The sequence below is a fragment of the Asticcacaulis solisilvae genome, assembly GCF_017875235.1.
GTDB lineage: Bacteria > Pseudomonadota > Alphaproteobacteria > Caulobacterales > Caulobacteraceae > Asticcacaulis > Asticcacaulis solisilvae_A.
Genome location: NZ_JAGGMI010000003.1, coordinates 196,243 through 221,741, shown reverse-complemented (window position 1 = coordinate 221,741; position 25,499 = coordinate 196,243). Strand labels below are relative to the sequence as shown.

The following is a 25,499-nucleotide window of genomic DNA, read 5'->3' as shown; positions in this document are numbered from 1 at the left end:
GACGGCATATTGCTTGATGACGAAACCTCGCGTTAACTCGGGGTGGGTTATAGGTGCATAAAGCCGCTTGCTTGCTGCCCAATGCGAGCGCTTGAAATACGAAGGAAAAGCAATGCCTTTGAAATTGTCGCTGAAGCCTGGGGAGCGCTTCGTCCTCAATGGCGCCGTTGTGCAGAACGGCGACAGGCGTTGTTCGCTTGTCCTGCAAAACAAGGCGTCGGTGCTGCGCGAAAAGGACATCATGCAGGTCGAGGAGGTTAACTCGCCGGCCCGTCACGTCTACTTCCCGGTCATGATGATGTATCTCGACGAGGCCGGAGCCGACAAATACTACGACGAATTTCTGCGCCGCATGACGGAATTCATGGGCGTCATTTCCAACCCGCTGGTGCTGGCTGAGTGCGTATCCATCTCGAAGAGCATAATGGTTCAGGAATATTACAAGGCGCTGATGGGCGCACGTAAACTCATAGAATACGAAGACGAGCGTCTTGGAAGGAAGCCTGAGTAACATGTCTCTTAAGGCGTATCAGACAACCGCTGCCCGCGCGGAAAATCCGCGGCAGACGGAATACCGTCTTTTTGGCCAGGTCACGCGTGCCCTGATGGAGGCCGAGAAGATGGACCGCTCGATGATCCGTGAGCGCATGGATGCGCTCGATTGGAATCGCCGCATGTGGTCGGTCTTGGCGGCGGACTGCTCGATCGACGGCAATGGCTTGCCCGATCAGGTGCGCGCCAACATCATTTCCTTGTCGATCTGGGTGAACAAGCACACTTCGCTTGTCATGCGTAACCAGGAAGAGATCGCGCCGCTGATCGAGATCAACCGCATCATCATGCAGGGGTTGGCGCCGCAGAGCGAAGAGCAGGCAAGCTAACCGCCTTCATTCCGATCTGACAGAAAGCCCGGGCAGGCATGCCCGGGCTTTCTGCGTCTGGGGGGGTTAAAATTGCCGGGCGTGCAGGATTTGCCGTCAAAACCTGCTGCCTTATCAAAGGGGGTTGCGATCTCACCGTGTGGGAAAGGTGAAAAAAAACCTTCCTTTTCAACATGGTAAATAATTTGTTGCGTGCGGCGCTTCTGGCATCCGGCTTGCTTTGGTTTGGGTAAGCCAAAATGGCTTTTGGGACAAAAGTCCTTAAATCCCCGTCCAGAATGGAAAGGAATGCCGATGCTTACTTCGGTCAATACGAACATTGGCGCCATGGTGGCGCTGCAAAACCTCAACTCGACCAGTTCGAAGCTGCAGGAAACCCAAAACCGCATATCGACCGGCCTGAAGGTCGCGAGTGCCAAGGATAACGGAGCGTCTTACGCCATCGCGCAGACGCAAAGGTCCACGGTGCAATCGTTGAATGCGGTTATGGACTCGTTGAACAGAGGCACGTCCGCAGTGGACGTGGCGATGTCGGCGGGCGAAAGCGTTTCGGACATGCTCACTCAGATGAAGGAGAAGGCGCTCGCGGCTTCGGATACGTCGCTGGACACGACCAGCCGGTCTGCTCTGAACACCGACTTTGGGGCTTTGCGCGACCAGATCACCAAGACGGTCGCCAATGCGAAGTTCAACGGCATCAACCTGCTGGATGGCAGCATCGCTGGTGGTCTGCAGATTCTCGCCAATGCCGACGGCACGTCCGTGCTGACGGTCCTGGCGCAGACCCTGAGTCTTGATGACGGTATTGTCACGCTCAGTGCTTCTGCTGCGTTCACGACCCCGTCTTCGGCCGGTGCCCTGCTGACCACGATCGACGCGTCGATCAACAATGTGTCGGCGGCCCTGGCAAAGCTTGGGACTGCGGCCAAGGCCGTCGAGGCGCACGCAACCTTCATCACCAAGCTGCAGGACTCGATCCAGGCAGGTATCGGCAACATCGTCGATGCCGACATGGCCAAGGAAAGTGCTCTGCTCCAGGCGCTGCAGACCAAGCAGCAACTGGGTGTGCAGGCTCTGTCGATCGCCAACCAGGCGCCGCAGACCGCACTCAGCCTGTTCCAGGGTTAGAGGTAAATTGCCGGGAAGGGGGCCCTTGTGGACCTCTTCCCGGCCTCATTTTGTCCGTCCGGAGGTGGATTCCGTGGCGGGTTTTTGTGTTGGCCAAAAGGGCAAAAAGCGTAGGAAAATAATGCCGAGTCGGCAAAAATTGCCGGCATGCGGCAAAAATTGCCGGGTAAAAACGTAGTTAAAGTGACATTAAAATGAAATTTTTCAATATCTTATAATAATCTCTTTTAGTGCCTTTTCTGGCCCTGCGCTTGCATCGGCGTGGGCAGGCAAGAATGCCCCCGGTCGACAAAATGTCACCGGCTCATCCAGAAAAGGAATGACTTAGATGCAAAGCGTCAACACCAATGTCGGGGCCATGGTTGCCCTGCAAAACCTGAACCGCACCTCTTCGGACCTGATGTCGACCCAGAACCGTATTTCTACGGGTCTGAAGGTTGCCACCGCCAAGGACAACGGTTCTGCCTTCGCCATCGCCCAAACCCAACGCGCTACCGTTTCGTCGCTTGACGCTGTCAAGGACTCGCTGTCGCGTGGTGTTTCGGTTGTCGATGTTGCCATGTCGGCCGGTTCGGCCGTCTCGGACATGCTGACGCAACTGAAGGAAAAGGCCCTGGCGGCTTCGGACACCTCGCTCGACACCACGTCGCGCAACGCTCTGAAGAACGACTTCGACTCGATCCGTGACCAGATCACCAAGACCGTCGACAACGCCAACTTCAACGGGATCAACCTGCTTAAGGCCGGCGCGGACGACATTACGGCCCTGGCCAACGCGGATGGTTCGAGCACGATCACTGTCGCTGCCCAGGACATTTCGCTGACGGGCACGAACAGCGTGCTGTCGCTGACCAGCACGGACTCCTTTACCTCTGCCTCGACGGCGGGTGCCCTTCTGACGAAGATCGACAACTCGATCAGCGCCGTTTCGGCTTCCCTGGCCAAGCTGGGTACGTCGTCGAAGGCTCTGGAAAACCACATGACCTTCGTTGGCAAGCTGCAGGACTCGATCACGCAAGGGATCGGGAACCTGGTCGATGCCGACATGGCCAAGGAAAGTGCGAAACTGCAAGCGCTGCAAACCAAGCAACAGCTCGGCGTGCAGGCTCTGTCGATTGCCAACCAGTCGACGGGTACTGTCTTGAGCCTGTTCCGCTAACAGGCGAGGGGAGCACGTCTCGTGAAGGGCGTGCTCCCTCTCTTCTTCGCTTCACATAGAGGGCGTTTCGGATTTTAAAACGAGGTCCGGGCGTTGTATGGAGATGATCAATAATGTCGTAAGTTTCCCGCAACCTGACCCTTCGCAGGTGCGCGTTCCGGTCGCTCTTCCCAAAGAAGTTGCGCCGTTGCAGCCGTCAGGCAAGAGCCGGGATGCCGGGAATCAAAGTAATCTTTCGCAGGACGGCAAGTCCACGCCAGAGTACAATCTGCGCCTGACCGTCGACAAGGATCCGGATTCGGGAGACTGGGTTTATAAAGCCCTTGACCGCTACACCGGCGAAGTTGTCCGTCAATTTCCTCGCCAGGAAGTTCTCGATCTCAAGGCGTCGCGGAACTATAAGGCCGGCACGATTATCAAGACAGACGTTTAAAGTCTGTAATCTGAATTGTAGTTCTTGTTCGCCGCGCATTTTTCGATGTGTGGCCGTACTTGTTTGGCGCGCTCATGTATAATTCTGTGCGCATGGGTAGAATTTTATAATTTTATTAATGAAAGCTAGCATTTCTTCTTAATGCAAATAGCGATTTTAATTTTAATAGCGTAATTATTTTAAAGTCTCCTTATTCATCAGTCGGTATACTGGGTTCGGGTAGAATACCTATGGTCGGTAAAATACCGTCCATCACCGGAAACAAAGGTGTATGTGATGCAAAGCGTCAATACAAATGTCGGGGCCATGGTTGCCCTGCAAAACCTGAACAGAACCTCGTCCAGTCTCATGGAGACCCAGAACCGTATTTCTACGGGTCTTAAGGTCGCCTCGGCCAAGGACAACGGTTCTGCTTTCGCCATCGCCCAAACCCAACGCTCTACGGTTTCGTCGCTTGACGCTGTCAAGGACTCGCTGTCGCGTGGTGTTTCGGTTGTCGACGTTGCCATGTCGGCCGGTTCGGCCGTCTCGGACATGCTGACGCAACTGAAGGAAAAGGCCCTGGCGGCTTCGGATACGTCGCTCGACACCACGTCGCGCACCGCTCTGAAGAATGACTTCGACTCGATCCGCGACCAGATCACCAAGACCGTCGAAAACGCTAACTTTAACGGGATCAACCTGCTTAAGGCCGGCGCAGGCAGCATTACAGCCCTGGCCAATGCGGATGGACAGAGCACGATCACTGTCGCTGCTCAGGATATCTCGCTGACGGGTACCAACAGCGTGATGTCGCTGACCAGCACGGACTCCTTCACGTCTGCCTCGACGGCGGGCGCCCTTCTGACGAAGATCGATAGCTCGATCAGCGCCGTTTCGGCTTCCCTGGCCAAGCTGGGTACGTCGGCCAAGGCGCTGGAAAACCACATGGGCTTCGTCGGCAAGCTGCAGGACTCGATCACGCAAGGGATCGGGAACCTGGTCGATGCCGACATGGCCAAGGAAAGTGCGAAACTGCAAGCGCTGCAAACCAAGCAACAACTCGGCGTGCAGGCTCTGTCGATCGCCAACCAGTCGACCTCTACCGTCATGAGCCTGTTCCGCTAATCGCGGCGCCTTTAAAGGCCATTTCGTACTTAATGAAAGCCCGGCGGATAAGGCTCCGCCGGGCTTTTTTGCGCCCGCCGTCAACTTTTTGTTAATTATTTTCGCGGCACATTTACGCCTATCCACAGCGGAAAATCCGCAGGCGGTAGCGTATATTATCGCAGTAGTTTCAATGACATCGCCAGTTTTTTCAAGGTCGCGGAGCATGTTCGCGGACCGCGTTTTCGCCTGCGCGGGGTGAAAAGCGGTTGTCCGCGTTAACCTTTTGCTTACCATAATCGTTAAGACTCTACTGAGTCGGCCTATTATGGAGGTATACGGGCTATGTCCGTGAGCTTGCACACCAATACATCAGCGATGATCGCGCTTCAGAATCTGAACAACGCGAACGTGCAGATGGATGACGTCCAGCAGAAGATCTCGACGGGTCTTGCGGTGTCGACAGCCAAGGACAATGCTTCGGTCTACGCCATCGCGCAAGGGCAAAGAGCGGACTTGGGTGGCCTGAGCGCCGTCAAAGACAGTCTGAACCGCGCGGCGTCCATTGCGGACGTGTCGATGGCCGCCGGCGAGTCTGTGTCGGACTTGCTGAACCAACTTCGCGAAAAGGTCGTTGGTGCGATGGACACCTCCATCGATACGACATCACGCAATGCGTTGAATGGCGACTTCGTGTCCATTCTGGGTCAAATCCAGCACATCGTTGAAAATGCCACCTTCAACGGCTCTAACATTCTCGACGGCTCGCTTGCAACGAACATCCAGTTCATCGCCAATGCTGATGCCAATTCGGTCATTACGCTGTCCGTGCGTACCATGGCGTTGGGCGGGCCGATCCTAACCTTATCCGCAAGCGCGCAATTGTCGACGGCGACCTCGGCGTCGAACATTCTGACCTCGCTCGACACGTCGATCCTGAATCTGAACGCCAGCCTGGGCGCGCTGGGCTCGCAGGCCAAGCAGATCGAGGGGCACCTGAGTTTCGTTGACAAGCTCGGTGATGCCATCAAGGGCGGTATAGGCAACCTGGTGGACGCCGACATGGCCAAAGAAAGCTCCCGGCTGCAGGCTCTTCAGGTGCAGCAGCAACTAGGTGCGCAGGCTCTGTCGATTGCCAACCAGTCGCCACAGCAAATTCTTGCTCTCTTCAAGTAGGGCGGGGCGCCTGGCCGCGCAAGGGATACCGTTTTTTGAAAAGCCCGCGGCATCGTTCGCGGGCTTTTCCGTCAAAGGGTTAACCTTGCGGTTTTACGACTCTTAAAGACTATTAAGAGAGACTGAGGGTTCTGATTCTGCGTCCATGAAGGACAGGGACCCGCTGTGATTACGTTCGATGCTTCACTGATATCGAGCTATTACAATTCGAAGATCGGCCTGGGGTCGGCTTCGTCTTCGGGTTCCTCTGGCTTCACGGGTGGTACGGGCGCGACCAAGACCTATTCGCCGACCGGTTCCGGCGTGGCGCCGCGTTCGCCGTGGGCCGTCGGGTCGACGATGCCGCAGGAGGACGACCTGGTCAGTCAGGTCCTCAAGGGCCATCGCTTCATCAATCCGCGCGCGATCACGATCGATGCCGCCGGGGCTTCGCCGGATTATTCCAAGCTGTTCACCCTCTATCAGGGCCTGACGGCGCTACAGGGACTGGCTGAAAAGGCGCAGGACGACAAGATCTCGACCAACATGCTGGCGGACGTGAAGCGCCGCTTTAACGCCGGCATGGAAGAGGTAACGGAATATCTGGGCGACACCAGCTTCGATCACGTCGCGCTGTCCCAGGGGACGCTGACGGAAAAGCTGAAAAGCACCGTGGGTGTGCCGCGAACAGATACCGTCTATACGGCCGATGCGATCCATACGGGATCGGCGACGACGGCGGTCAAGGCGTTCGAGGGCGATGTCCAGTTTTCCATGTCGATCAAGAAGATCGGTACGGCGACGCCATTCACCGTCAATATCGACCTCAACGAGATGGACCCGGGTACGACGCGATCTATGTCGAACGTTGTCTCCTTCATCAATACCAAGCTGAAAGAGCAGGGGCTCTTCACCAAGTTCGAGGTCAATCGCACCGCCGCCGTGCCGACGACCACCGTCATCAACGGCAAGACTGTCACCCTGTCCAAGGGGCAGGAAAGCTATGGCCTCAAGCTCAAGGGCGTGTCGTATGAGGCCGTGACCTTCAGCGCGGCTTCAAAGTCGGATTCGGTCTTCGTCATGCAGTCGTCCGGCGACAGCGCGACCAAGAGCACATCGACCAAGAAGACGGGCGACACTGATACGGAGACCAAGACCGCGACGACGCCCAAGGTGACGGCGCAGCTTCTGAAGTTCCAGACCGACCAGAACGCGTCCGGCACGACCCTGGCCGAGCCGGTGTCGAAGGTCGGCGACAAGTACTGGGTCGAGGGGCAGTCGCAGCAGACCGCCATGCCGGACACGGTGGCCAATGTCCGCCAGTCGATCGCGGGACCCGATGGTTCGGTCTATGTGCTGGCCGACGTCAACGGACAGATTTCCAACCAGGACATCAAGGGCACGACCGACGTCGCCCTTATGAAGTACGATTCCGCTGGCAATATCGTCTTTACGCGCACCCTGGGGGCGTCCGACGCGGCGTCCGGCTATTCGATGGCCGTGTCGGCCGACGGCAAGATCGCGATTGCCGGTTCGGTCACGGGCGCGCTCAACATCTCCAAGACGACGGTGACCACCTATGGCACCGCCCCCAAGCAGACGACCTCGACGACCACGATCCATGAGGGCACCAGCGGTTACGACGAATCCGTTTCCGACAGCTTCGTGTCGGTCTACGATCCGGATGGCGTCGAGATGTGGACGCAGCGCAAGGGCGGCAATGGCGAGGACGAAGCGACGGCCGTCGCCTTCGGCGCCGACGGTTCGATCTATGTCGGCGGCCGGACGCGGACCTCGATGCCGGGCGCGACCACGGCGATCAAGGGCGGCTGGGACGGTTATGTCATGGGCTTCGACGCTGCCGGCAAGTCCAAGTTTACCGTCCAGACCGGCACCGACAAGACCGACTCGATCTCAGGCCTGGTGGTCGACGGCAATACGCTCTACACCTCGGGCATCGAGGACGGCAGCGCGGTCGTGAAGACCTTCACGCTTGATGCCACCCCCGCGACCCGCACGGTCAAGGACGCCAATGGCGTCGAAACGATCCAGAACTACACGAAATATAGCGCCACCCAGTCGGCGTCGCGCAATCTCGGCGGCATCGGCGGGGGCTCGATCTCGGGCATGTCGCTCTATAACGGCAAGCTCTATCTCGGCGGTTCCTCGGGCTCGGACAAGCTGCTGGAAACGACCGGCAACGTCAAATCCAGCTATTCCGGCGGCTACGATGCCTATGCCCTGGCGATCGACGCCAACCTTGGCTCCACGGCTTCGGACACAATCGCCTATTACGGTGGCGCGGGCGTCGAAAAGGACGCCAAGGTTCAGTTTGTCAACGGCAAGGCCTGGATCGCCGGCAGCACGACCGGCGCCATTGCCGAAGACGGGAACACTGACGTCGACCAGATCGCCTCGGGAAAGACCACGGCCGGCACCACCAAGACCGACGCCTATCTGACGCGGCTCAATCTCGACGCGGCGCCCGCCGATGTCGTCGAGTACCAGCAGCGATATACCGGCAAGGACGGCGTCGTCCAGCCGAACGCCATCGCCGTGTCGGCGGGGTCTTCGAGCGTGCTCGACCGCCTGGGCCTGCCGATGGGCACGGTCATGTACAAGGATTCGACCGCGATCGTTTCGGGCACCAGCGTCCGGACCGGCGACCAGTTCGCCGTGGTCGATCCCAATTCGGGCCTGAAGCGCAACATCACGATCGATGCCTCGGAAACGCTCGAATCCCTGGCCAAGAAGATCGTGCGCGCCTCGGGCTACAAGCTGAAGGTCGATGTCCAGAAGGTGACCGGCAAGGACTTTTCGCAACTCAACATCCAGCCGGCCAACAAGTCGTCCAAGGTGGAGTTCGTCGCGGGTCCGGCCGGGCGCGACGCCCTGGAAGGGCTGGGCCTGGAAGCCGGCATTGTCAGCGCCGACGCCAAGAAGCCGATGGACGCCAGCGCCAATGATTATCTCGAGTCGCAAAAGGCGATGGGGCTGAACTACGACACGTCGCTCAATCTCAGCTCCGACGCCAGCATCGCCAAGGCGATCGAGTCGCTGAAGGAAACGATCAAGAACGTGCAGAAGGTCTATAATTACCTGAAGTACGGCGATCCGCAGGAAAGCGACATCAAGAAGAAGAACAATTCGTCCGGTGTGGCGCCGGCCTACTTGACCGACCAGATCAAGAACTATCAGGCCGGCCTGATGCGCCTGGGCATATCCACATAGATCGGTATGATTTTAAGTGGAAACATCATACCGATCTACGTTTTTGTTTTGTCGCGATATTTAAGGTGAAAACCCCAAAAAACGCATCTTGGCACTTTTCGCCATATCGCTCTAGATCCCCGGCATAAAAACGCCTCAAATACCAAATAGCTCATGCGGAAGGCTTGAGCGTCCCTGCCTGCTCGCGTAGACTGGCGGCATCGACGCTCGCATGATTTGCGTAAATGAGGGGGACCTTCATGACACCAGAAAAGAAGCGCATGATTGCCATCGGCGCCGGTGCGGCGGTCGCGATCGGCGTCGCCGTGGCGCTGGCCGTGGGCATGTCGAAAAGCCACAAGGACGAGGAGAAGATGAACGACCAGCCACCGGGACTGGTCTTCAACGTCAATGACGAACCCGCCAAGCTCGATCCCAAGAAAACGCTGCGCTGCTACGTCTCGGGGGCCTATGTCGGCGAACTGACCCTGGCTGAGTGCGCCAAGAAGAACGGCGTCGCCGCCCAGGCGCTGGATGTCGGCCTGGACGACTCGGGCAATGTCGTTGCCGCGCCCACGGGGTCGCTGACGCCGGTGCCGGGCGCGCCGGCGGTGACCTCGGCCGATCCGTCCCTGCCGGTCGGCGGCGGCGAGGTCGTCCCGGATACCGCCGCGGGGCAGGGGCCGACGGCAGCCTGCCTGCGTTACAGCGGCAACCAGTGGAATACCCTCTCGGATAATCTCAGCCTGAACCAATGCGCACGCCTGCTCTATGATGGCCGCTGCGTGACGCCGGGTTCAGCGCAGTACGGCCGCTGGGGCGAAAAGACCTTGCGCCTGGTGCCCAAGCGCGTCGAAATCTCCGATGACAATACAACCTTCCGCACCCTGGTCGAACAGGGGCAGGGCTGTTCGGTCCGGTAACAAGCTGTGCGATAAACCGGGTCGAAGGACGTTCCCGCGTCATTGGCCCCATATAGGGAGGCTGGCATGCGTGTGGTGAAGGCACTGGTTCTGGGGAGCCTCGGCGTAACCGCCCTGGCCCTGACGGGCTGCGAAAAGGAAGTGAAGGCGCCGGTCGCCGACGATGTCTGCTATTTCATCGGCCACCCGCCGGGCGCCAAGGAGCCGAAGTTCAACCCCGTCGCGCGCAACGTGCCGTCGATCGAAAAATGCGCGGTCGAGCTGTTCACCGTCCGCACCAATATGCGCGTGACCGGCACCGCCGGCCCGATAACCGAAGGCGCCTACAACGGCAGTTTCCTGTTCGTGAACAATACGACCGTGGAAATGGCGCCCAAGTATGAAGGCATCCGTATGACCTTGCTGGTCAAGGCTGGCAACAAGCTGGTCCAGCCCGGCGCCATCGTCGTCGAAGAGCCGCGCGGCAACGAGCCCCATACGGTCGAAGTGCCGAAGGACCTGCCACAGAAGAATGCCGAAGGCGAGGTTGTAACCCCCGGCCAATAGAGCATGCTCCGAAAAGTGGAAACCGGTTTTTCGGGCTAAGCATGCGACCACTAAGGACTCCGAAGTGTGCTGCGTTTCATTGAAACGGAGCACAGTTCGGCGTAAGGGGTTTGCCAAACCGCTGCATGTGGACTATATGATGAGAACAAGTCGGGAACATTCGGCTTGATCCATCGTGTTGAGCCTTCGTGCCGTTGATTAACAGGAATCGTTAACGCCCCGCCCCCGTCGGAGTGCGTAAGGCTTGGATTCAGGCACGGAAGTCTCTAGAGTCACATCAACGAGTCGGGGCTGCGCGCCATTTTGCGCCTGCGCGGCCGGCAGTCAGAAAGGCAGTATCCAATGGCGGGAAGCGTCAACAAGGTCATCATCATCGGCAATCTGGGCAAGGACCCGGAAATCCGTACACTGAATTCCGGCGAGCGCGTCGCCAACCTCACCGTCGCCACCTCCGAACAGTGGCGCGACAAGATGACGGGCGAGCGCAAGGAAAAGACCGAGTGGCACCGCGTGGTCATTTTCAACGATAACCTTGCCAAGATCGCCGAGCAGTATCTGCGTAAAGGCTCGACCGTCTATCTCGAAGGCAGCTTGCAGACCCGCAAGTGGACAGACCAGCAAGGCCAGGAAAAGTACACGACCGAAATCGTCCTACAGCGCTTCAACGGCAACCTGACCCTTCTCGGCGGCCGAGGTGAGGGCGGTGGCGCCTCGTCCGGCGGCGGCGGTTACAATGACTACGAAGATAGCTACGGTGGCGGCGGGGCTCCGGCGTCGGCAGGCCCGAAGCAACAGTCCAAGCAGCCGGCCCAGAGCTTCGATCTCGACGACGAGATCCCGTTCTAGGCCTTCGATCGAGGCTGAACTAGTAACTTAAGTACCAACAGCAAGACATTGATTCATGAGCGATAACGACAACGGCGATAATCTGGGTGGCGACGTCAATCCGTACGAAGGTGCGGGTGGGGCCCTGCCGCCGGGCATCGGCTCCGTCACCATCGAGGATGAGCTCAAACGCTCCTATCTCGACTACGCCATGAGCGTCATTGTCTCGCGTGCCCTGCCGGATGCGCGCGATGGCTTAAAGCCCGTTCACCGCCGCATCCTCTATATGATGCAGGCGTCGGGCTACACGCCGGAAAAGTCCTATGTGAAGTGCGCCCGTCCGGTCGGCGACGTGATGGGCCGGCTGCACCCGCACGGCGACTCGGCCATCTACATGGCCCTGGTGCGTATGGCCCAGCCCTTTTCGATGGGCCTGGTCCTGATCGACGGCCAGGGCAATTTCGGCTCGGTCGACGGCGACCAGCCGGCGGCCATGCGTTACACCGAATGCCGCCTGGCCAAACCGGCCATGTCGCTGCTGGCCGATATCGACAAGGATACGGTCGACTTCCAGCCGAACTATGACGGCAAGGAAGAAGAGCCGACCGTCCTGCCGACGCGCATCCCGAACCTGCTGGTCAACGGTGCCGGCGGCATCGCCGTCGGCATGGCGACCAACATCCCGCCGCACAATCTCGGCGAAGTCATCGACGCCTGCGTCGCCATGCTCGACAATCCGGCGATCACGCTGGAAGAACTGCTCGATATCGTCCCGGGCCCCGACTATCCGACCGGCGGGGAAATCCTTGGCCGTTCGGGCGCGCGCCAGGCGCTTCTGACCGGACGCGGTTCGGTCGTGACGCGCGGCAAGGCCAGCGTCGAGACGATCCGCAAGGACCGCGAAGCCATCGTCATCACCGAGATCCCGTATCAGGTGAACAAGGCCGCCTTGATCGAGCACATTGCCGAACTGGTGCGCGACAAGCGGATCGAAGGCATCAGCGACGTCCGCGACGAAAGCGACCGTCATGGCATGCGCATCGTCGTGGAACTGCGCCGCGACGCCTCGGGCGACGTCCTGCTGAACCAGCTTTATCGTTTCACGGCGCTGCAATCGAGCTTCGGCGTCAACATGCTGGCGCTGAACCACGGCCGCCCGCAGCAGATGGGCTTGCGCAAGCTGCTCGACATCTTCCTGGAGTTCCGCGAGGAAGTTGTCGTCCGCCGCATCCGCTTCGAACTGAACAAGGCGCGCGATCGCGGCCATACCCTGGTCGGCCTGTCGATCGCGGTCGCCAATATCGACGAAGTCATCCACATCATTCGCTCGTCGGCCGATCCGACCGAGGCGCGCGAGCGTTTGACGGCGCGTACCTGGCCGTCGGGCGACATGGCGCCGATGATCGCGCTGATCGCCGACCCGCGCTCGATCGTGCTCGACGGCGGCGATGTCCGCCTGACCGACGAACAGGCGCGCGCCATCCTGGCGCTGACCCTGTCGCGCCTGACCGGCCTCGGCCGTGACGAAATCGGCGACGAGATCAAGGCCCTGGCCGCGGCGATCGCCGAATATCTCGAAATCCTCGGCTCGCGCGAACGTATCCTCGGCATCGTCCGCCAGGAACTGGTCGACGTGAAGGCGCTGTTCGCCGTGCCGCGCCGCACCGCCATCCTGGACAGCGAAGGCGATATCGAGGACGAAGACCTGATCCCGCGCGAGGACATGGTCGTCACCGTGACGCACTCGGGCTACGTCAAGCGCACGGCGCTGGCGGCGTACCGCGAGCAGCATCGCGGCGGCAAGGGTCGCTCGGGCATGGCCATGAAGGATGAGGACGCCATCACCGGCGTCTATTCGGCGACGACGCACCAACCGATGCTGTTCTTCTCGTCGACCGGCAAGGCCTATAAGCTTAAAGTCTGGCGCTTGCCGCTTGGCAATCCGCAGTCCAAGGGCAAGGCCTTCGTCAACCTGCTGCCGCTCGACAGTGGAGAGACCATCACCAACATCCTGGCCCTGCCTGAGGATGAAGCGTCGTGGGAACGCCAGGACATCATCTTCGCTACGCGTTCGGGTGACATCCGCCGCAACAAGCTGAGCGACTTCGTCAACGTCAACCGCGCCGGCAAGATCGCCATGAAGCTGGAAGACGGCGACGCCATTGTCGGCGTGGCCATTTGTACCGAAGACAACGACGTCCTGTTGTCGACCGGCGCCGGCCGCTCGATCCGCTTCGCCGCCGACGAGGTCCGCGTCTTCAAGGGCCGTGACTCGACCGGCGTCCGCGGCGTCCGCCTGAATGGCGACGACACCGTCATTTCCATGGCCATCCTGCGCCGCGTCGATGCGACGCCGGCTGAACGCGCTGCCTACCTCAAGGAAGCGTCGCGCCGCCGCGCCGCCATGAGCGGCGAGAGCGAAGACACGGCCGCCGCACCCGAAGCCGTGGAAGAGGAGGGCGAAGACGCTTCCGAAGCCGTGGCTTTGAGCGAAGAGCGCTTCAACGAACTGGCTGCAGCCGAGGAGTTCATCCTGACGGTCGCCGACACCGGCTTCGGCAAGCGGACGTCTTCGTACGACTATCGCCGCACCGGCCGTGGCGGCCAGGGCATCGTCGCCATCGACCTGTCCAAGCGCGGCGGCAAGCTGGTCGCCTCCTTCCCGATCGAGGTGGGCAACGGCCTGTTGCTGGTCACCGATACCGGCCAGTTGATCCGCACCAATGTCTCGACCGTGCGCATCGCCAGCCGCAACACGCAAGGGGTGACCATCTTCCGCACCTCGGGCGGCGGCAAGGTGGTGTCGGTTGAGCGCATCGTCGAAAGCGCCGAAGACGACGCTGAGGCGTCTTCGCTCAGCGACCAGGGCTGATAGCCAGCGAAAAAGGAAACCAGACGGAAATGCGGGTTGGGCTCTATCCAGGGACGTTCGATCCCGTCACCAACGGCCACAGCGACATCATCGAACGCGCCGTGAAACTGGTCGACAAGCTGGTCATCGGCGTCGCCAAAAACATCGGCAAGGGGCCGACCTTCACGCTCGACGAACGGGTCGAGATGCTGAAGGAAGAGGTCGCGCGCCACGGCGACCGTGTCGAGGTCATCCCGTTCGAAAGCCTGCTGATCCACTTCGCCCAGGAGGTCGGTGCGACTGTCATAATCCGCGGATTGCGCGCCGTCGCCGACTTCGAGTACGAATTTCAGATGACAGCGATGAACCAACAGCTTAATCGTGAGATTGAGACCGTGTTCCTCATGGCCGATCCGCGCCATCAGGCCGTTGCATCGCGTTTGGTCAAAGAAATAGCCCAATTGGGCGGCAGTATCGCGCCGTTTGTGGCGCCCAGCGTGGCGGAACGCCTGTTGGCTAAGGTAAAGGGATAGATTGTTTATGTCAGGGGTGAAAACAAAGGCTGTTGTGGGGGCAATTGCGGCCTTGCTGGCGTCGACATCGGCGATGGCGCTGGACCCCGGATACCGCGAACTCGACGCGCAGAACACCCTGGTCATCGACACCACCAAGGGACAGGTCGTCGTTGAAATGTACCCCCAACTGGCGCCGGCACACGCCGAGCGAATGCGGACCCTGGCGCGCCAGGGCTTCTATGACGGCATCATTTTCCACCGCGTCATCGAAGACTTCATGGCCCAGACCGGCGACCCGCAGGGTACAGGGCAGGGCGGCTCGACCCTTCCCGACTTGAAGGCCGAGTTCACCGTCCGCAAGGACACCGCCTTCCCGATGAAGGTCGTGCAGCGCCAGGGCGGTAGCGAAATCGGTTATCTCGGCGCCATGCCGGTCCAAAGCCAGGTGCCGGAACTTGCCGCCATCACCATGGACGGCAAGACCCAGGCCTGGGGGCTTTACTGCCAGGGCGTGCTGGGCATGGCCCGCGACAACTCTCCGGACTCCGGCAACAGCCAGTTCTTCCTGATGCGCGGCGCCAATAACGTGCTGGAAAAGCGCTATACGGCCTTTGGCACCGTCGTTAGCGGTCTCGACGTCGTGCGCAAGATCAAGATCGGCGAACCGGCGATCAATCCGGACAAGATGACCAAGGTGCGCCTGCTGGCCGACATCCCCGAAGCCGAGCGCCCCAAGATCGAGATCATGGATACCAACTCGCCGCAGTTCCAGACGGTGGTCGACGCCAAGATCAAGGAACTGGGCAGCAACTTCTCGCCGTGCGACGTCACCGTGCCGGTTAAGCGCACCGATACGCCGCCGGCGGCCACGACGGCCGCTGCCGCCAAGCCGGCAACGCCGGCTTCGTAAGAGTGGTTGTTTTCACGACATCATAGGGCGTCTTCGGGCGCCCTTTTTTGTGCCTGACTGTTTTGCGCCTGCCCGTTTTGTGTCTGTTCGGCGGCCCTGGATTTTCCGCCGCCACGACCCCGGCGGCGGCGCGGACGCTTCCGGGCCATCGACAGCAACAGGCCTTCGCGCAGGCCCCGGTCGGCGACCCGCAGGCTCTGGCACGGCCACAGGCGCTGGACGGCCTCGAGGATGGCGGCGCCGGCCAGCACCAGGTCGGCGCGGTCGCGGCCGATGCACGGTTCCAGTTCGCGGCCGGATCGCCCGAGGTCGAGCAGGCGGGCGATGACGTCCTGGCACTGGCTCTGCTGCATCCACAGGCCGTCGACGCGTGAGCGGTCGTAACGGTCGAGCCGCAGGTGCATGCCGGCCAGAGAGGTAATGGCGCCCGAGGTCCCGACGATATAGGCCTCGCCGCAATCGAACGCGTCGCGGAAGGAATCTGCGTCGCTGAAATCCTTGAGCCGTTCCACGACGTCGGTGATCATGCTTTCGAACCAGGCGCGGGTGTCGCCCCTTTCGGGCTCGGGAAAGCGCTCGGCGAGGGTCACGACACCGACCGGCAGCGAGATCCAGAAGCGTGGGCGCGGCATGATGCGCGAGGCCTTGAGATCGGTACGCTTGCCGGGCGCGGCGGCCAGTTCGACCCAGCTCAACTCGGTCGAACCGCCGCCGACATCCATGACCAGGGCCGCGCGCGGCTTAGGCGTCAGGCCTTCGCCGTCGAGCAGCGAGGCGCAGCCCATGACCGACAGCCGGGCTTCTTCCTCGGGCGAGATGATGGTCAGGCGCAGGCCGGTTTCGCGCTCGACGCGGGCGATGAAGTCGCGGCCGTTGCGCGCCATCCGGCAGGCCTGGGTAGCGACGGCGCGGATGCGCGTGACGCCGCGCTTTTCGATCTTTTCGGCGCAGATTTTCAGCGCGCGCAGGGCGCGCTCCATGGCGCGTTCATCCAGACGGCCCGATGCCGACAGGCCTTCGCCCAGACGGACGATGCGCGAAAAGGCTTCGACGATCTTGAACTGCGAATTGTGCAGGGTGGCGATCATCAGCCGGCAATTATTAGTGCCGAGATCGAGCGCCGCGTAAAGGACCTGGCCTTCGCCGGCGGGGTCGCGGGGCTGCGGAAAGCGCCGTCCCCGTGAACGCTCACCGGACGCACCATTGGCCGGCCCGGCGCCGGAAGAAGAGCCCGCCGGCCTGGACCGGCGCGCTTTTGAGGGAGCCTGCATGGCTCATACCCCTTATATTTTTCACGCGCCAGTGCGCGTCTTCCCGATTACTTTAGGACGTGGAAGGGCCCGTGCCAACTGGTAATTCTCCGTGGACGGTCAAACCCTTAGCGGGTGCATAAGGCGCGGCGTCCGAAACCGGTTTTCGCCCACCGGGATTAACCATAAAGCGCCTTGAATGAAAAACACTGTTCATCGACAACCCAAGGGAGAAGGCGCTGAAGGCCTCGGGGCTATGGGGTTACAAACGTGTGGTCCAACACGATACGGGAATCACGCGATGCCGGAGCAAAGATCTGCGAAGTTCGACATTGGACAGGTCGTGACGCACAGCCTGTTTGAATTCCGCGGCGTCGTCTTCGACGTCGATCCTGAGTTTTCCAATACCGAAGAGTGGTGGCAGGCCATCCCGGAAAAGGTGCGGCCGGTCAAGAATCAGCCCTTCTATCACCTGCTGGCGGTGAGCGGCGACGCCCACTATGTCGCCTATGCCTCCGAAGAAAACCTGTGCGTCGACACGACGGGCCAGCCCCTGCAGCATCCCCAGGCCAAGCTATTGTTTGAGCGGTTTGAGAATGGCCGCTACCTGCCCAAGAGCCGTATGGCGAACTGAGGCCGCCAAAGCGGTCCGGCGACGCGATGACCCATCGGCAGGGCAAAATCTGATGTGAGTGAAAAGGAAGTGTCACCAAGATATGTCACTGCGTTTGCAACATATCTTGGTGAGCCCGCTGGGACTCGAACCCAGGACCCTCTGATTAAAAGTCAGATGCTCTAGCCGGCTGAGCTACGGGCTCACGTCAAGACGTTGGGCTTGACCCCGGCCGCAAAAGGGTGGATCAAACGTGGGGACTTCATAGAGGGGAGTTCGTTTTTTCGCAAGCGTGTCTGCTTGTTTTTATGTATTGTTTTTTTACGGTCGCAGCGGCCATCAAAATGACGAACGCGGGGCGTAGCATGAGGATAAGCTTGTGGCCTTGTAACCCATCGGGGAGGACCATGAAGCCGGAGCGTACAGGGGGAAATACCATCAGAGTTTTAGCTGCCGTACTGTGCGCGAGTCTTGTGCTTGGCGCCTGTTCCTCCAACCGCCCCGACTATGATGTCGCTGATGGCGCGCGCGGCCCTGACGGCCGGCCTGAAAAGATGCGCCAGTCGACGGAAGATAACAATGACTGGGGCGACGCCGTCACCGCGCCGCTCGAAGACCTGAATCTCAGGCGCACCAATATCCCGCAGATCCTTTTGGACGCCATGTCGCGGCCGTACGACCTGGCCGGGCTCGACCGGTGCGAGGCTATTTCCGACGAGGTACGCAAGCTCGACGCCTTGCTGGGGCCGGACCTTGACGAGCCGCCGCCGCCGGCCGACGAGTCGTCGATGCGCGAAAAGGGCGGACGGATGGCCAACAAGGCCGCCGTCGGCGCGGTGCGTGGCGCCACCCGCAGCATCATCCCGTTCCGCGGCCTGATCCGGCAGATGACCGGCGCCGAGAAGCATCAGAAACTTGTGGACGAAGCCATCCAGGCCGGCAAGTCGCGCCGCGCCTATCTCAAGGGCGTCGGCATGAACAAGAACTGTGCCCCACCGGCGGCGCCGTCGTGGTTCAAGCCGCGCGTCTATATCGACACTTACGAAAAGGCCCCGGTCCAGACGACAACCACCAAGAAGAAGCGGCCGACCAGCCGTCGCGGTGGCAGGAGATAAACAGAAAAGCGCCGCAGTTTCAGCTACGGCGCTTTTTTAGTCCTTGGCCCACCGCGTAAGCAGCCCGCGCCGCAATGTCTGGAAGGTGCCGTCGGCGATCGCCGCGCGCATCCGGATCATTAGCGCCTGGAAGAACGCGATATTGTGCCAGGACAGCAGGACCTGGCCCAGAATCTCCTCAGCGCGCACGAGATGATGCAGATAGGCCTTGGAATAGTCGCGGCTGGCCGGGCAGTCGCTCGTTGCATCTAGCGGCGTATCGTCTTCGGCGAAACGCGCGTTTTTCATATTGATCGGCCCGTCCCAGGTCCACACCTGACCATGGCGGCCGGAACGCGTCGGCAGGACGCAGTCGAACATGTCGACGCCGCGCGCCACACCTTCCAGCAAATCAATGGGTTTGCCGACACCCATGAGGTAGCGCGGCCGGTCCCAAGGCAGAAGCGGGGCGCAGAAATCAAGCGTGTCGCACATGGCCTGGTGGCCTTCGCCCACCGCCAGGCCGCCGATGGCGTAGCCGTCGAAACCGATATCGAGCAGGCGATCGCTCGATTCGCGGCGCAGGTGTTCAAACGTCGAGCCTTGCTGGATGCCGAACAGCGCCTGGGCGTCGCGCGTGCCGAAGGCGTCCTTCGAGCGCTGTCCCCAGCGCGCCGACAGTTGCAGCGCCTTTTGGGCACGCGATTCCTCGGCGGGGTAGGAGACGCATTCGTCGAGTTGCATAACGATGTCGGACCCAAGCAGATCGGCCTGGATTTCGATCGAGCGCTCCGGCGACAGGACGTGCTTCGATCCGTCGATGTGGCTGGCGAAGGTAACGGCCTCTTCCTTGACCTTGGAAATGTTCGACAGGCTCATGACCTGGAAGCCGCCCGAGTCGGTCAGGATCGGCCCGTCCCATCCCATGAATTTATGCAGGCCCCCAAGACGTTTGACGCGCTCGGGCCCCGGCCGCAGCATCAGGTGGTAGGTGTTGCCCAGGATAATCTTGGCGTGGGACTGGCGCACCATGTCGAGCGTCAGCGCCTTGACCGTCGCCGCCGTGCCGACCGGCATGAAGATGGGGGTAGGGATGTCGCCGCGCGGCGTCTTCAGGACGCCGCTGCGCGCCTGGCCGTCATGGGCATGGATTTCAAAGGGAAAAGCACTCATGGGCGGCTCAATAGCGAGAACCGGAGGGGAGGTAAAGGCGCGCGTGAATTTATATTCCTTGACAGGAATATTCTTTTATTGGAATATAAAGGCATGATCGAGACCTTTACCGCCCTTTCTGAACCCAACCGCCTGCGCATCGTCGAGCTACTGCGCGATGGCCCGCAAGCCGTGGGCGTGATCGCCGACACGCTTGGGCTTAATCAGCCTCAGGTGTCCAAGCACCTGAATACCTTGAAGAAGGCGCATCTGGTCGAGGTCGAGGCGAAAGCACAGCAGCGACTTTACCGGCTGGACATGCAGGGCCTGCAATTGATCGACCAGTGGCTGGACCGTTATCGCCGCATCTGGACCGATCGCCTGGATCAACTGGACGACGTCATCGCCGATATGACGCGCAAACAAGAGGAGTGACCGAAATGAATACGACCGATATGACTACCGAAGGTGACGACGCGATCGTTATTTCGCGCACCTTCAATGCACCGCCGCGCATCGTCTTTGAAGCCTGGACCAATGCCGACTTCGTGAAGAAGTGGTGGGCGCCGAAGGCTCTGGGCGCGCAGATGGTGTCGTGTGAGGCCGATGTGCGCGAAGGCGGCGGGTACCGCTATGTCATCCAATCGGGAGATCAGCCGCCCTTTGCCTTTTCCGGCAACTATATCGAGGTGTCGGCGCCGTCGCGGCTGGTCTACACCCAGGCCTTCGAGCCGATGGCCGATGCCGGCTATGCGACGGTGACCGTGACGTTCGAAGCGGTCGGCGCCAATCAGACGCGCATGGTATCACACGAGCGCTATCCGACGGCCGAGGTGCGCGAAATGGTGCTTTCGACCGGCATGGAAAAGGGCATGCGCATTACGATGGATCAACTGGATGAACTGGTCAGCGAACTTCAGGCGGCAGGAGAGTAGGGAGCGCAGAAGCCGGCTGCGCAATCATAGAGTGCTGTATTTTCCCGGCGTCTTGTCATCTTTGCGGATCGGCCACTGCGCTAGCAATCCAGCAGATTTCGAAACGATCGAGACGCTGTCGATCTTTGCCGAGAAGACGCACATCTGCCAGCTTACCTGAAAGGGATTGCTGACCGTCGCCGGCTTCTCGGTCTCTACACACTTCAGCAATTCGCCTTCCGATGACCGCTTCAACGTGCCGCTGACCTCCATCCAGATTTCACGGGTGGCGGCACGCGCCTCATCTGGAGAAAGCTTGATGTTTTTGAGAGCGAGATCGTACATGTGGATATCCTTGCTGTAAGGAATTGCCCCCATATAGTCCTTACCGATCGAGCCAACTCCGACATGCAAGCGTTTTAGAGGATGCACCTTCACAGTCGCGCCAAAGGCATTCGACATCTCGATTGGGGCGCCGGAAGTAGCCTCATAGGCGGTAAGGATGTAGTCGAACTCTTCGGGACTGCTCCCGGAAGGATAATTGAGGATAGGATTTTCCGGCGAGAACGACAGGCGAAAATCCTCCTTGTCAGCGTCATAGAGGTAGCTGGCTGAACTTTTGTCAGCATCATTGGCAGAGGTTACCGGCAGCCTGAAGGTAAAGGTCTTTCCTTCCAGGAAGCTGTCGTCATAACCCTTTGAAAACTCATCGGCCGGTTTGAAAGCCAGCTTGGCCTCGGCAATCGTCGTCAACCCCACGATAGAGACGGGATCATTCGGATTTGGCGTTGTGAGCGCGGCAAGGGCTGATGCCGTGACGGACGTATCCGCGTCATCCGCAGTCTGAGGCTTGGAGCAGCCGGAGAGCACAGCCGCAATGCCAGCCAGGCAGAATCCCAATTTCGCGCCATTCAATGCAAACATGTTCGCCCCTTTGAACCCCAGTCGGCGCATCTTTAAGGCGCTCCGACCTGGAATACCTCTAAAGGGTGAGGCGGAACATTACCAGTACAAATGGCGATTTAACGTAATTTTTTCCATGTTTGGCGACGGCCGTAAAAAGAAACACACGCCTTCTGCAATCGACTATAAAGCCGGAATGACCACACAGATTGCTCCCTTCTACGCCATCGAAATCAGCCGCCTGGCCCATGCCCTGAAAGCGCAGGGTCGCTCCATCATCCATATGGAGTTCGGCCAACCTTCGACCGGCGCGCCGAAAGCCGCTATCGCCGAAGCTCACAAAATTCTCGACAGCGACGGCATGGGCTACTGGGAAAGCACGGCGCTGAAAGCGCGGCTGGCGAAGCTTTACCGCGACAATTATGGCGTCACGGTCGCGCCGGAACGGTTTATCCTGACCTGCGGCGCGTCGCCGGCCCTCGTGCTAGCGTTGACGACCAGCTTTGCACCGGGGGCACGGGTGGCCCTGGCGCGGCCGGGCTATGTCGCTTATCGCAACAATCTCAAAGCCTTGCACATGGAGGCCGTCGAGATCCCGTGCGGCGCCGAGGTCGGCTTTCAACTGACGGCCAAGGCGCTGGAAGCGCTCGATCCGGCGCCCGACGGCGTGATTATCGCCAGCCCCGCCAATCCGACCGGCACACTGATCGCGCCGGAGGAGTTGAAAGCGATCGCCGAGGTCTGCCGTGCGCGCAATATCCGCGTCATTTCCGATGAGATCTATCACGGCCTGACCTATGATCGCCCAGCGCGCTCAATGCTGGAATATGCTCCGGACGCGATCGTCGTCAGCAGTTTCTCCAAATATTTCAGTATGGTTGGCTGGCGTCTAGGCTGGCTTCTGGTGCCGGAAGCGCAGCTTGACACCGCACGCGCCTATGTCGGCAACCTGTTCCTGACCGCGCCGTCCTTGAGCCAGCACGCCGGCCTGATCGCGCTCGACAGCCGCGATGAACTGGAAAGCCACGTCGCAACCTACCGCCGGAACCGGCATTTGCTGCTCGATGCCTTACCTGGATTGGGTTTGAACCACATCGCTCCGCCAGATGGAGCCTTCTACATCTATGCCGACATCGGCCACCTGACTGACGACAGCCTCAACTTCTGCAAGGCGTTGCTGGAGGAAACGGGCGTGGCGACGGCGCCCGGCATCGACTTCGATCCGGTCGAAGGCCACCGTTTTATCCGTTTCAGCTTCGCCGTTTCTACACCGGAGGTCGAAGAGGCGATCCGGCGCATCACGCCGGTGTTCACCCGCGCGACGCGTTCGTAAGCAGGCAGGCGTCGCCGTACGAAAAGAAGCGATAGCCGTCGCGGACCGCGTGGTCATAGGCCGACTTCATGGTTTCGGTACCGGCAAAGGCGCAGACCAGCATGAACAGGGTCGATTTCGGCAGGTGGAAGTTGGTCAACAGTATGTCGGCCGAGCGCACGGTCACGCCCGGCGTAATAAAGATCGACGTTTCGGCCGAAAACGGGTGAATTTCGCCTTGCAAATCGCAAGCACTTTCCAGCAGGCGTAGCGAGGTCGTGCCGACGCATATGATCCGCCCGCCGGCGGCGCGGACGGCGTTGATGCGCGCGGCGGATTCAGGTGTCACCACGCCGAATTCGGCATGCATGACGTGATCCTTTGTGTCCTCGACCTTGACCGGCAGGAAGGTGCCGGCGCCGACATGCAGCGTGATGCGCTCAATGCCAACGCCTTTATCTTCAAGGATTTTTAATAGATTTGGCGTGAAATGGAGCCCTGCCGTGGGGGCTGCGACCGAGCCTTCCTCACGGGCAAACACCGTCTGGTAGTCGCGCTTGTCCTGCTCGTCTTCTTTGCGCTTGGAGCGGATATAGGGCGGCAGGGGCATGGCGCCGACGGAATGCAAGTGACCGACCATGTCTTGCGGTTCGCAAGCGAACTGAAGCGTGTAGATGCCGTCTTCGCTCTTGGCAAGCACTTCGGCTTGCAGTTCGAAACTGGCATTATCATTGCTTTTGAATTGCAATTGATCTCCCGGCCTGACTCGCCGTCCAGGTTTCAGGAAGGCCTGCCAGCCAGTCCCACCAAGGGGTTTGATCAACGTGGCTTCGACTTGCGCTTCGCCATCGATCCGCCGGCGCGTACCATGAAGCTGCACCGGCAGGACGCGCGTGTCGTTGACGACCAGCAGGTCGCCGGCCTTCAGGAAATCGGGAATGTCGGCGACATGGGCGTCCGTCCAGTGTCCGCCCTCGACGCGCAGCAGGCGGGCGCTTTCGCGCGGTTCGGCGGGGCGGAGCGCGATGCGGTCCTCGGGCAGGTCGAAATCGAAATCGGAAATAAGCATGCCGTCTCAAACGCTGAAACGTAAGGCGCGTCAAGCGGGTGAGGACGTGCGGCTTAGGCGCGACGTGTCTTCAACCAGTCCAGCGCCTCATCGAACGTGTCGAAGACCTCGATTTCACGTTCGGGAAACTGTTGACGGTAAAACGACAGGCGCGCACGCAGCAGGGCGTCGGTGCTGACGATCGCCGTGCGCGCGCCAGCGTCGCGGCCGGCGGCGGCCTCGCGCCAGGTCTGGCCGAATTCCGCCAGTTCGCTCGACATGACCGCGCCGTCGAAACGGCGCAGGTCGAGCAGATGGTCGTAGGTAAAGGCGTCGGGCATTTCCATGATGCGCGCCAGACTGCCTTCGCCGATCTCGCTACCTGACAATTCGCCCTTGGGGCGGACCAGGATATGGCGCTCGTCCGGGAAGATCGAGATGTTGAGGTGTGAGCGCGCCATGGGGCTGTTACGCGACCGGCACGCCGGAGTCGTCGGATTTGGCGGCGGCGCGTTGCGACATGATCCAGTCCACGCCTTCTTCCATGCGCGCGAACCCTTTGAGGATGCGTTGCGGGAAGGCGGCCTGGCTGAGACTTAAACGGGCATGGACAAGCGGGTCCTCGGTCACGATGGCGATGAGACGCCCGGCGTCGCGGCCTTGCGCGAATTGGCCCCAACGCTGGCCCAGCTCTTCGATCTCGGCTGTCAGGATGGTGCCTTCGTGACGACGCTGGTCGACGATGGTGTCGTAATCCCATGGCGCGGTCATCTGTGCCAGCTGGTGCAGGACGCTTTCGTTGACCTCGTCGCCATCGATGCTGCCGATATAACGCAGCGTAAAAATCTTGTTGGCTTCGTCGACCGATAAGGTCATGCGCGAGCGGGTCATTGGCGGGTCCGTTTTAATTCGGAACGTTTATTAAACTTAAGGTGTAACAGGAACGGCTTAAGGTTTTATTGCACGAAGAGGGTATTGTAGCACTGAGCGTTACGGAACGCAAAAATGCGCCGGATTGGCGAAATCCGGCGCATTTATCTGTAAGTCCATACCTGAAAATCAGGCTCGGGAGATATTAAGCCTCGGCGTCGGCGGCGACGCGCATCGACACGATCTTGCCCGGCTCGCGCGGCGGCTCACCCTTGGGCAGGGCGTCGACATTGTCCATGCCTTCTGTGACTTCGCCCCAGACGGTATACTGGTTGTCGAGGAAGCGGGCATCGGCGAAGCAGATGAAGAACTGGCTGTCGGCCGAGTCCGGGTTCTGCGAACGCGCCATCGAACAGACGCCGCGCACGTGCGGCGCGTTGGAGAATTCCGCCTTCAGCTTCTTGCCCGAACCGCCATAGCCCTGGCCGAGGGGATCACCGCCCTGGGCCATGAAGCCCGGGATGACGCGGTGGAAGACGATGCCGTCATAGAAGCCTTCGCGCGCCAGTTCCTTGATGCGAGCGACGTGGTTGGGCGCCAGGTCCGGACGCAGCTTGATCGTCACAGGGCCGGTGTCGAGCGTCAGGATGAGCGTGTTTTCGAGATCTTCGGCCATGATGGCTCCTTCGGTCTTAGCAAATATGCGCCCCACATAGGCCAG

Annotated in this window: 26 protein-coding genes and 1 tRNA gene; 19 read left to right on the top strand and 8 right to left on the bottom strand. The window is 60.3% G+C overall.

Annotated elements, in window-relative coordinates; genetic code table 11:
- Positions 1-112: 112 nt before the first annotated feature.
- The 14 genes from flbT to J2X24_RS07300 all read left to right on the top strand — a co-directional run bounded on the left by flbT (position 113) and on the right by J2X24_RS07300 (position 15,622).
- Positions 113-511, top strand: coding sequence for a flagellar biosynthesis repressor FlbT (flbT, locus tag J2X24_RS07365; protein WP_209718886.1), 399 nt, complete (start codon positions 113-115; stop codon positions 509-511).
- A 1-nt stretch (position 512) separates the two neighbouring features.
- Complete coding sequence (flaF, locus tag J2X24_RS07360; protein WP_209718883.1) at positions 513-881, top strand: flagellar biosynthesis regulator FlaF; 369 nt, start codon at positions 513-515, stop codon at positions 879-881.
- Between the two features lie 294 nt (positions 882-1,175).
- On the top strand, positions 1,176-2,009 hold the full coding sequence (locus tag J2X24_RS07355; protein WP_245344520.1) for a flagellin: 834 nt from the start codon (positions 1,176-1,178) through the stop codon (positions 2,007-2,009).
- Positions 2,010-2,337: 328 nt separating this feature from the next.
- Complete coding sequence (locus J2X24_RS07350; protein ID WP_209718877.1) at positions 2,338-3,168, top strand: flagellin; 831 nt, start codon at positions 2,338-2,340, stop codon at positions 3,166-3,168.
- Between the two features lie 97 nt (positions 3,169-3,265).
- On the top strand, positions 3,266-3,601 hold the full coding sequence (locus J2X24_RS07345; RefSeq protein ID WP_245344519.1) for a flagellar protein FlaG: 336 nt from the start codon (positions 3,266-3,268) through the stop codon (positions 3,599-3,601).
- A gap of 276 nt (positions 3,602-3,877) precedes the next feature.
- Positions 3,878-4,708: a flagellin gene (locus J2X24_RS07340; protein ID WP_209718872.1), complete on the top strand. Its 831-nt coding sequence runs from the start codon at positions 3,878-3,880 to the stop codon at positions 4,706-4,708.
- A 324-nt stretch (positions 4,709-5,032) separates the two neighbouring features.
- Positions 5,033-5,863: a flagellin gene (locus J2X24_RS07335; protein ID WP_209718869.1), complete on the top strand. Its 831-nt coding sequence runs from the start codon at positions 5,033-5,035 to the stop codon at positions 5,861-5,863.
- A 165-nt stretch (positions 5,864-6,028) separates the two neighbouring features.
- Entirely contained in the window at positions 6,029-9,073 is a 3,045-nt protein-coding gene (locus tag J2X24_RS07330; protein WP_209718868.1) for an autotransporter outer membrane beta-barrel domain-containing protein, read from the top strand.
- 239 nt (positions 9,074-9,312) lie between these two features.
- Positions 9,313-9,975 carry a hypothetical protein gene (locus J2X24_RS07325; protein WP_209718865.1) on the top strand — a complete coding sequence of 221 codons (663 nt, stop codon included), beginning with the start codon at positions 9,313-9,315 and terminating at the stop codon, positions 9,973-9,975.
- Between the two features lie 66 nt (positions 9,976-10,041).
- Complete coding sequence (locus tag J2X24_RS07320; protein WP_209718862.1) at positions 10,042-10,521, top strand: hypothetical protein; 480 nt, start codon at positions 10,042-10,044, stop codon at positions 10,519-10,521.
- Positions 10,522-10,863: 342 nt separating this feature from the next.
- Positions 10,864-11,367, top strand: a complete 504-nt coding sequence (ssb, locus tag J2X24_RS07315; protein ID WP_209718859.1) for a single-stranded DNA-binding protein — start codon at positions 10,864-10,866, stop codon at positions 11,365-11,367.
- 55 nt (positions 11,368-11,422) lie between these two features.
- The gene (gyrA, locus tag J2X24_RS07310) at positions 11,423-14,218 is read left to right on the top strand and encodes a DNA gyrase subunit A (protein ID WP_209718856.1); all 2,796 of its coding nucleotides are present in this window, start codon (positions 11,423-11,425) and stop codon (positions 14,216-14,218) included.
- A 29-nt stretch (positions 14,219-14,247) separates the two neighbouring features.
- Positions 14,248-14,730 carry a pantetheine-phosphate adenylyltransferase gene (coaD, locus tag J2X24_RS07305; RefSeq protein ID WP_209718854.1) on the top strand — a complete coding sequence of 161 codons (483 nt, stop codon included), beginning with the start codon at positions 14,248-14,250 and terminating at the stop codon, positions 14,728-14,730.
- 52 nt (positions 14,731-14,782) lie between these two features.
- Positions 14,783-15,622 (top strand): peptidylprolyl isomerase, encoded by an 840-nt coding sequence (locus tag J2X24_RS07300; RefSeq protein WP_281064932.1) that lies wholly within the window; start codon positions 14,783-14,785, stop codon positions 15,620-15,622.
- 20 nt (positions 15,623-15,642) lie between these two features.
- Here the strand turns inward: J2X24_RS07300 and J2X24_RS07295 are convergent, their stop codons facing one another.
- Positions 15,643-16,893, bottom strand: coding sequence for a Ppx/GppA phosphatase family protein (locus J2X24_RS07295; RefSeq protein ID WP_209718848.1), 1,251 nt, complete (start codon positions 16,891-16,893; stop codon positions 15,643-15,645).
- A gap of 280 nt (positions 16,894-17,173) precedes the next feature.
- On the opposite strand from J2X24_RS07295, the gene hspQ reads away from it, so the two are divergent.
- Positions 17,174-17,506, top strand: coding sequence for a heat shock protein HspQ (hspQ, locus tag J2X24_RS07290; RefSeq protein ID WP_209718845.1), 333 nt, complete (start codon positions 17,174-17,176; stop codon positions 17,504-17,506).
- 107 nt (positions 17,507-17,613) lie between these two features.
- Here the strand turns inward: hspQ and J2X24_RS07285 are convergent.
- Positions 17,614-17,690, bottom strand: a tRNA-Lys gene (locus J2X24_RS07285).
- Between the two features lie 202 nt (positions 17,691-17,892).
- Here J2X24_RS07285 and J2X24_RS07280 point away from each other — a divergent pair.
- Positions 17,893-18,600: a hypothetical protein gene (locus tag J2X24_RS07280; RefSeq protein ID WP_245344518.1), complete on the top strand. Its 708-nt coding sequence runs from the start codon at positions 17,893-17,895 to the stop codon at positions 18,598-18,600.
- Between the two features lie 36 nt (positions 18,601-18,636).
- Here J2X24_RS07280 and tgt read toward each other — a convergent pair whose 3' ends face one another.
- The gene (gene tgt, locus J2X24_RS07275) at positions 18,637-19,752 is read right to left on the bottom strand and encodes a tRNA guanosine(34) transglycosylase Tgt (RefSeq protein WP_209718842.1); all 1,116 of its coding nucleotides are present in this window, start codon (positions 19,750-19,752) and stop codon (positions 18,637-18,639) included.
- Positions 19,753-19,845: 93 nt separating this feature from the next.
- On the opposite strand from tgt, the gene J2X24_RS07270 reads away from it, so the two are divergent.
- The gene (locus tag J2X24_RS07270) at positions 19,846-20,166 is read left to right on the top strand and encodes an ArsR/SmtB family transcription factor (RefSeq protein WP_209718838.1); all 321 of its coding nucleotides are present in this window, start codon (positions 19,846-19,848) and stop codon (positions 20,164-20,166) included.
- 5 nt (positions 20,167-20,171) lie between these two features.
- Positions 20,172-20,666 carry an SRPBCC family protein gene (locus J2X24_RS07265; protein WP_209718834.1) on the top strand — a complete coding sequence of 165 codons (495 nt, stop codon included), beginning with the start codon at positions 20,172-20,174 and terminating at the stop codon, positions 20,664-20,666.
- 24 nt (positions 20,667-20,690) lie between these two features.
- Here the strand turns inward: J2X24_RS07265 and J2X24_RS07260 are convergent, their stop codons facing one another.
- Positions 20,691-21,569 (bottom strand): hypothetical protein, encoded by an 879-nt coding sequence (locus tag J2X24_RS07260; protein WP_209718831.1) that lies wholly within the window; start codon positions 21,567-21,569, stop codon positions 20,691-20,693.
- A gap of 175 nt (positions 21,570-21,744) precedes the next feature.
- Between J2X24_RS07260 and J2X24_RS07255 the strand changes: the two genes are divergently transcribed.
- On the top strand, positions 21,745-22,881 hold the full coding sequence (locus J2X24_RS07255) for a pyridoxal phosphate-dependent aminotransferase (RefSeq protein WP_209718828.1): 1,137 nt from the start codon (positions 21,745-21,747) through the stop codon (positions 22,879-22,881).
- Here J2X24_RS07255 and queA read toward each other — a convergent pair.
- The 4 genes from queA to J2X24_RS07235 form a co-directional block, all read right to left on the bottom strand.
- Positions 22,859-23,929: a tRNA preQ1(34) S-adenosylmethionine ribosyltransferase-isomerase QueA gene (gene queA, locus J2X24_RS07250; RefSeq protein WP_209718824.1), complete on the bottom strand. Its 1,071-nt coding sequence runs from the start codon at positions 23,927-23,929 to the stop codon at positions 22,859-22,861. The genes J2X24_RS07255 and queA overlap by 23 nt on opposite strands.
- A gap of 53 nt (positions 23,930-23,982) precedes the next feature.
- Complete coding sequence (locus J2X24_RS07245; RefSeq protein ID WP_209718821.1) at positions 23,983-24,369, bottom strand: hypothetical protein; 387 nt, start codon at positions 24,367-24,369, stop codon at positions 23,983-23,985.
- 7 nt (positions 24,370-24,376) lie between these two features.
- A complete protein-coding gene (locus J2X24_RS07240; RefSeq protein ID WP_245344517.1) occupies positions 24,377-24,799 on the bottom strand; it encodes a hypothetical protein in 423 nt (140 codons plus the stop codon).
- Between the two features lie 184 nt (positions 24,800-24,983).
- Complete coding sequence (locus J2X24_RS07235) at positions 24,984-25,454, bottom strand: peptidylprolyl isomerase (RefSeq protein ID WP_209718818.1); 471 nt, start codon at positions 25,452-25,454, stop codon at positions 24,984-24,986.
- Positions 25,455-25,499: the final 45 nt, after the last annotated feature.

What these genes read in the sequence shown, in the direction of transcription:
- tgt (WP_209718842.1), bottom strand. Translation starts at nt 19,752, where the DNA reads ATGAGTGCTTTTCCCTTTGAAATCCATGCCCATGACGGCCAGGCGCGC.
- queA (WP_209718824.1), bottom strand. Translation starts at nt 23,929, where the DNA reads ATGCTTATTTCCGATTTCGATTTCGACCTGCCCGAGGACCGCATCGCG.
- flaF (WP_209718883.1), top strand. Translation starts at nt 513, where the DNA reads ATGTCTCTTAAGGCGTATCAGACAACCGCTGCCCGCGCGGAAAATCCG.
- J2X24_RS07320 (WP_209718862.1), top strand. Translation starts at nt 10,042, where the DNA reads ATGCGTGTGGTGAAGGCACTGGTTCTGGGGAGCCTCGGCGTAACCGCC.
- J2X24_RS07350 (WP_209718877.1), top strand. Translation starts at nt 2,338, where the DNA reads ATGCAAAGCGTCAACACCAATGTCGGGGCCATGGTTGCCCTGCAAAAC.
- J2X24_RS07340 (WP_209718872.1), top strand. Translation starts at nt 3,878, where the DNA reads ATGCAAAGCGTCAATACAAATGTCGGGGCCATGGTTGCCCTGCAAAAC.
- J2X24_RS07345 (WP_245344519.1), top strand. Translation starts at nt 3,266, where the DNA reads ATGGAGATGATCAATAATGTCGTAAGTTTCCCGCAACCTGACCCTTCG.
- J2X24_RS07325 (WP_209718865.1), top strand. Translation starts at nt 9,313, where the DNA reads ATGACACCAGAAAAGAAGCGCATGATTGCCATCGGCGCCGGTGCGGCG.
- J2X24_RS07295 (WP_209718848.1), bottom strand. Translation starts at nt 16,893, where the DNA reads ATGCAGGCTCCCTCAAAAGCGCGCCGGTCCAGGCCGGCGGGCTCTTCT.
- J2X24_RS07255 (WP_209718828.1), top strand. Translation starts at nt 21,745, where the DNA reads ATGACCACACAGATTGCTCCCTTCTACGCCATCGAAATCAGCCGCCTG.
- coaD (WP_209718854.1), top strand. Translation starts at nt 14,248, where the DNA reads ATGCGGGTTGGGCTCTATCCAGGGACGTTCGATCCCGTCACCAACGGC.
- J2X24_RS07235 (WP_209718818.1), bottom strand. Translation starts at nt 25,454, where the DNA reads ATGGCCGAAGATCTCGAAAACACGCTCATCCTGACGCTCGACACCGGC.
- hspQ (WP_209718845.1), top strand. Translation starts at nt 17,174, where the DNA reads ATGCCGGAGCAAAGATCTGCGAAGTTCGACATTGGACAGGTCGTGACG.
- flbT (WP_209718886.1), top strand. Translation starts at nt 113, where the DNA reads ATGCCTTTGAAATTGTCGCTGAAGCCTGGGGAGCGCTTCGTCCTCAAT.
- J2X24_RS07280 (WP_245344518.1), top strand. Translation starts at nt 17,893, where the DNA reads ATGAAGCCGGAGCGTACAGGGGGAAATACCATCAGAGTTTTAGCTGCC.
- J2X24_RS07355 (WP_245344520.1), top strand. Translation starts at nt 1,176, where the DNA reads ATGCTTACTTCGGTCAATACGAACATTGGCGCCATGGTGGCGCTGCAA.
- J2X24_RS07260 (WP_209718831.1), bottom strand. Translation starts at nt 21,569, where the DNA reads ATGTTTGCATTGAATGGCGCGAAATTGGGATTCTGCCTGGCTGGCATT.
- J2X24_RS07245 (WP_209718821.1), bottom strand. Translation starts at nt 24,369, where the DNA reads ATGGCGCGCTCACACCTCAACATCTCGATCTTCCCGGACGAGCGCCAT.
- J2X24_RS07265 (WP_209718834.1), top strand. Translation starts at nt 20,172, where the DNA reads ATGAATACGACCGATATGACTACCGAAGGTGACGACGCGATCGTTATT.
- J2X24_RS07335 (WP_209718869.1), top strand. Translation starts at nt 5,033, where the DNA reads ATGTCCGTGAGCTTGCACACCAATACATCAGCGATGATCGCGCTTCAG.
- J2X24_RS07240 (WP_245344517.1), bottom strand. Translation starts at nt 24,799, where the DNA reads ATGACCCGCTCGCGCATGACCTTATCGGTCGACGAAGCCAACAAGATT.
- ssb (WP_209718859.1), top strand. Translation starts at nt 10,864, where the DNA reads ATGGCGGGAAGCGTCAACAAGGTCATCATCATCGGCAATCTGGGCAAG.
- J2X24_RS07270 (WP_209718838.1), top strand. Translation starts at nt 19,846, where the DNA reads ATGATCGAGACCTTTACCGCCCTTTCTGAACCCAACCGCCTGCGCATC.
- gyrA (WP_209718856.1), top strand. Translation starts at nt 11,423, where the DNA reads ATGAGCGATAACGACAACGGCGATAATCTGGGTGGCGACGTCAATCCG.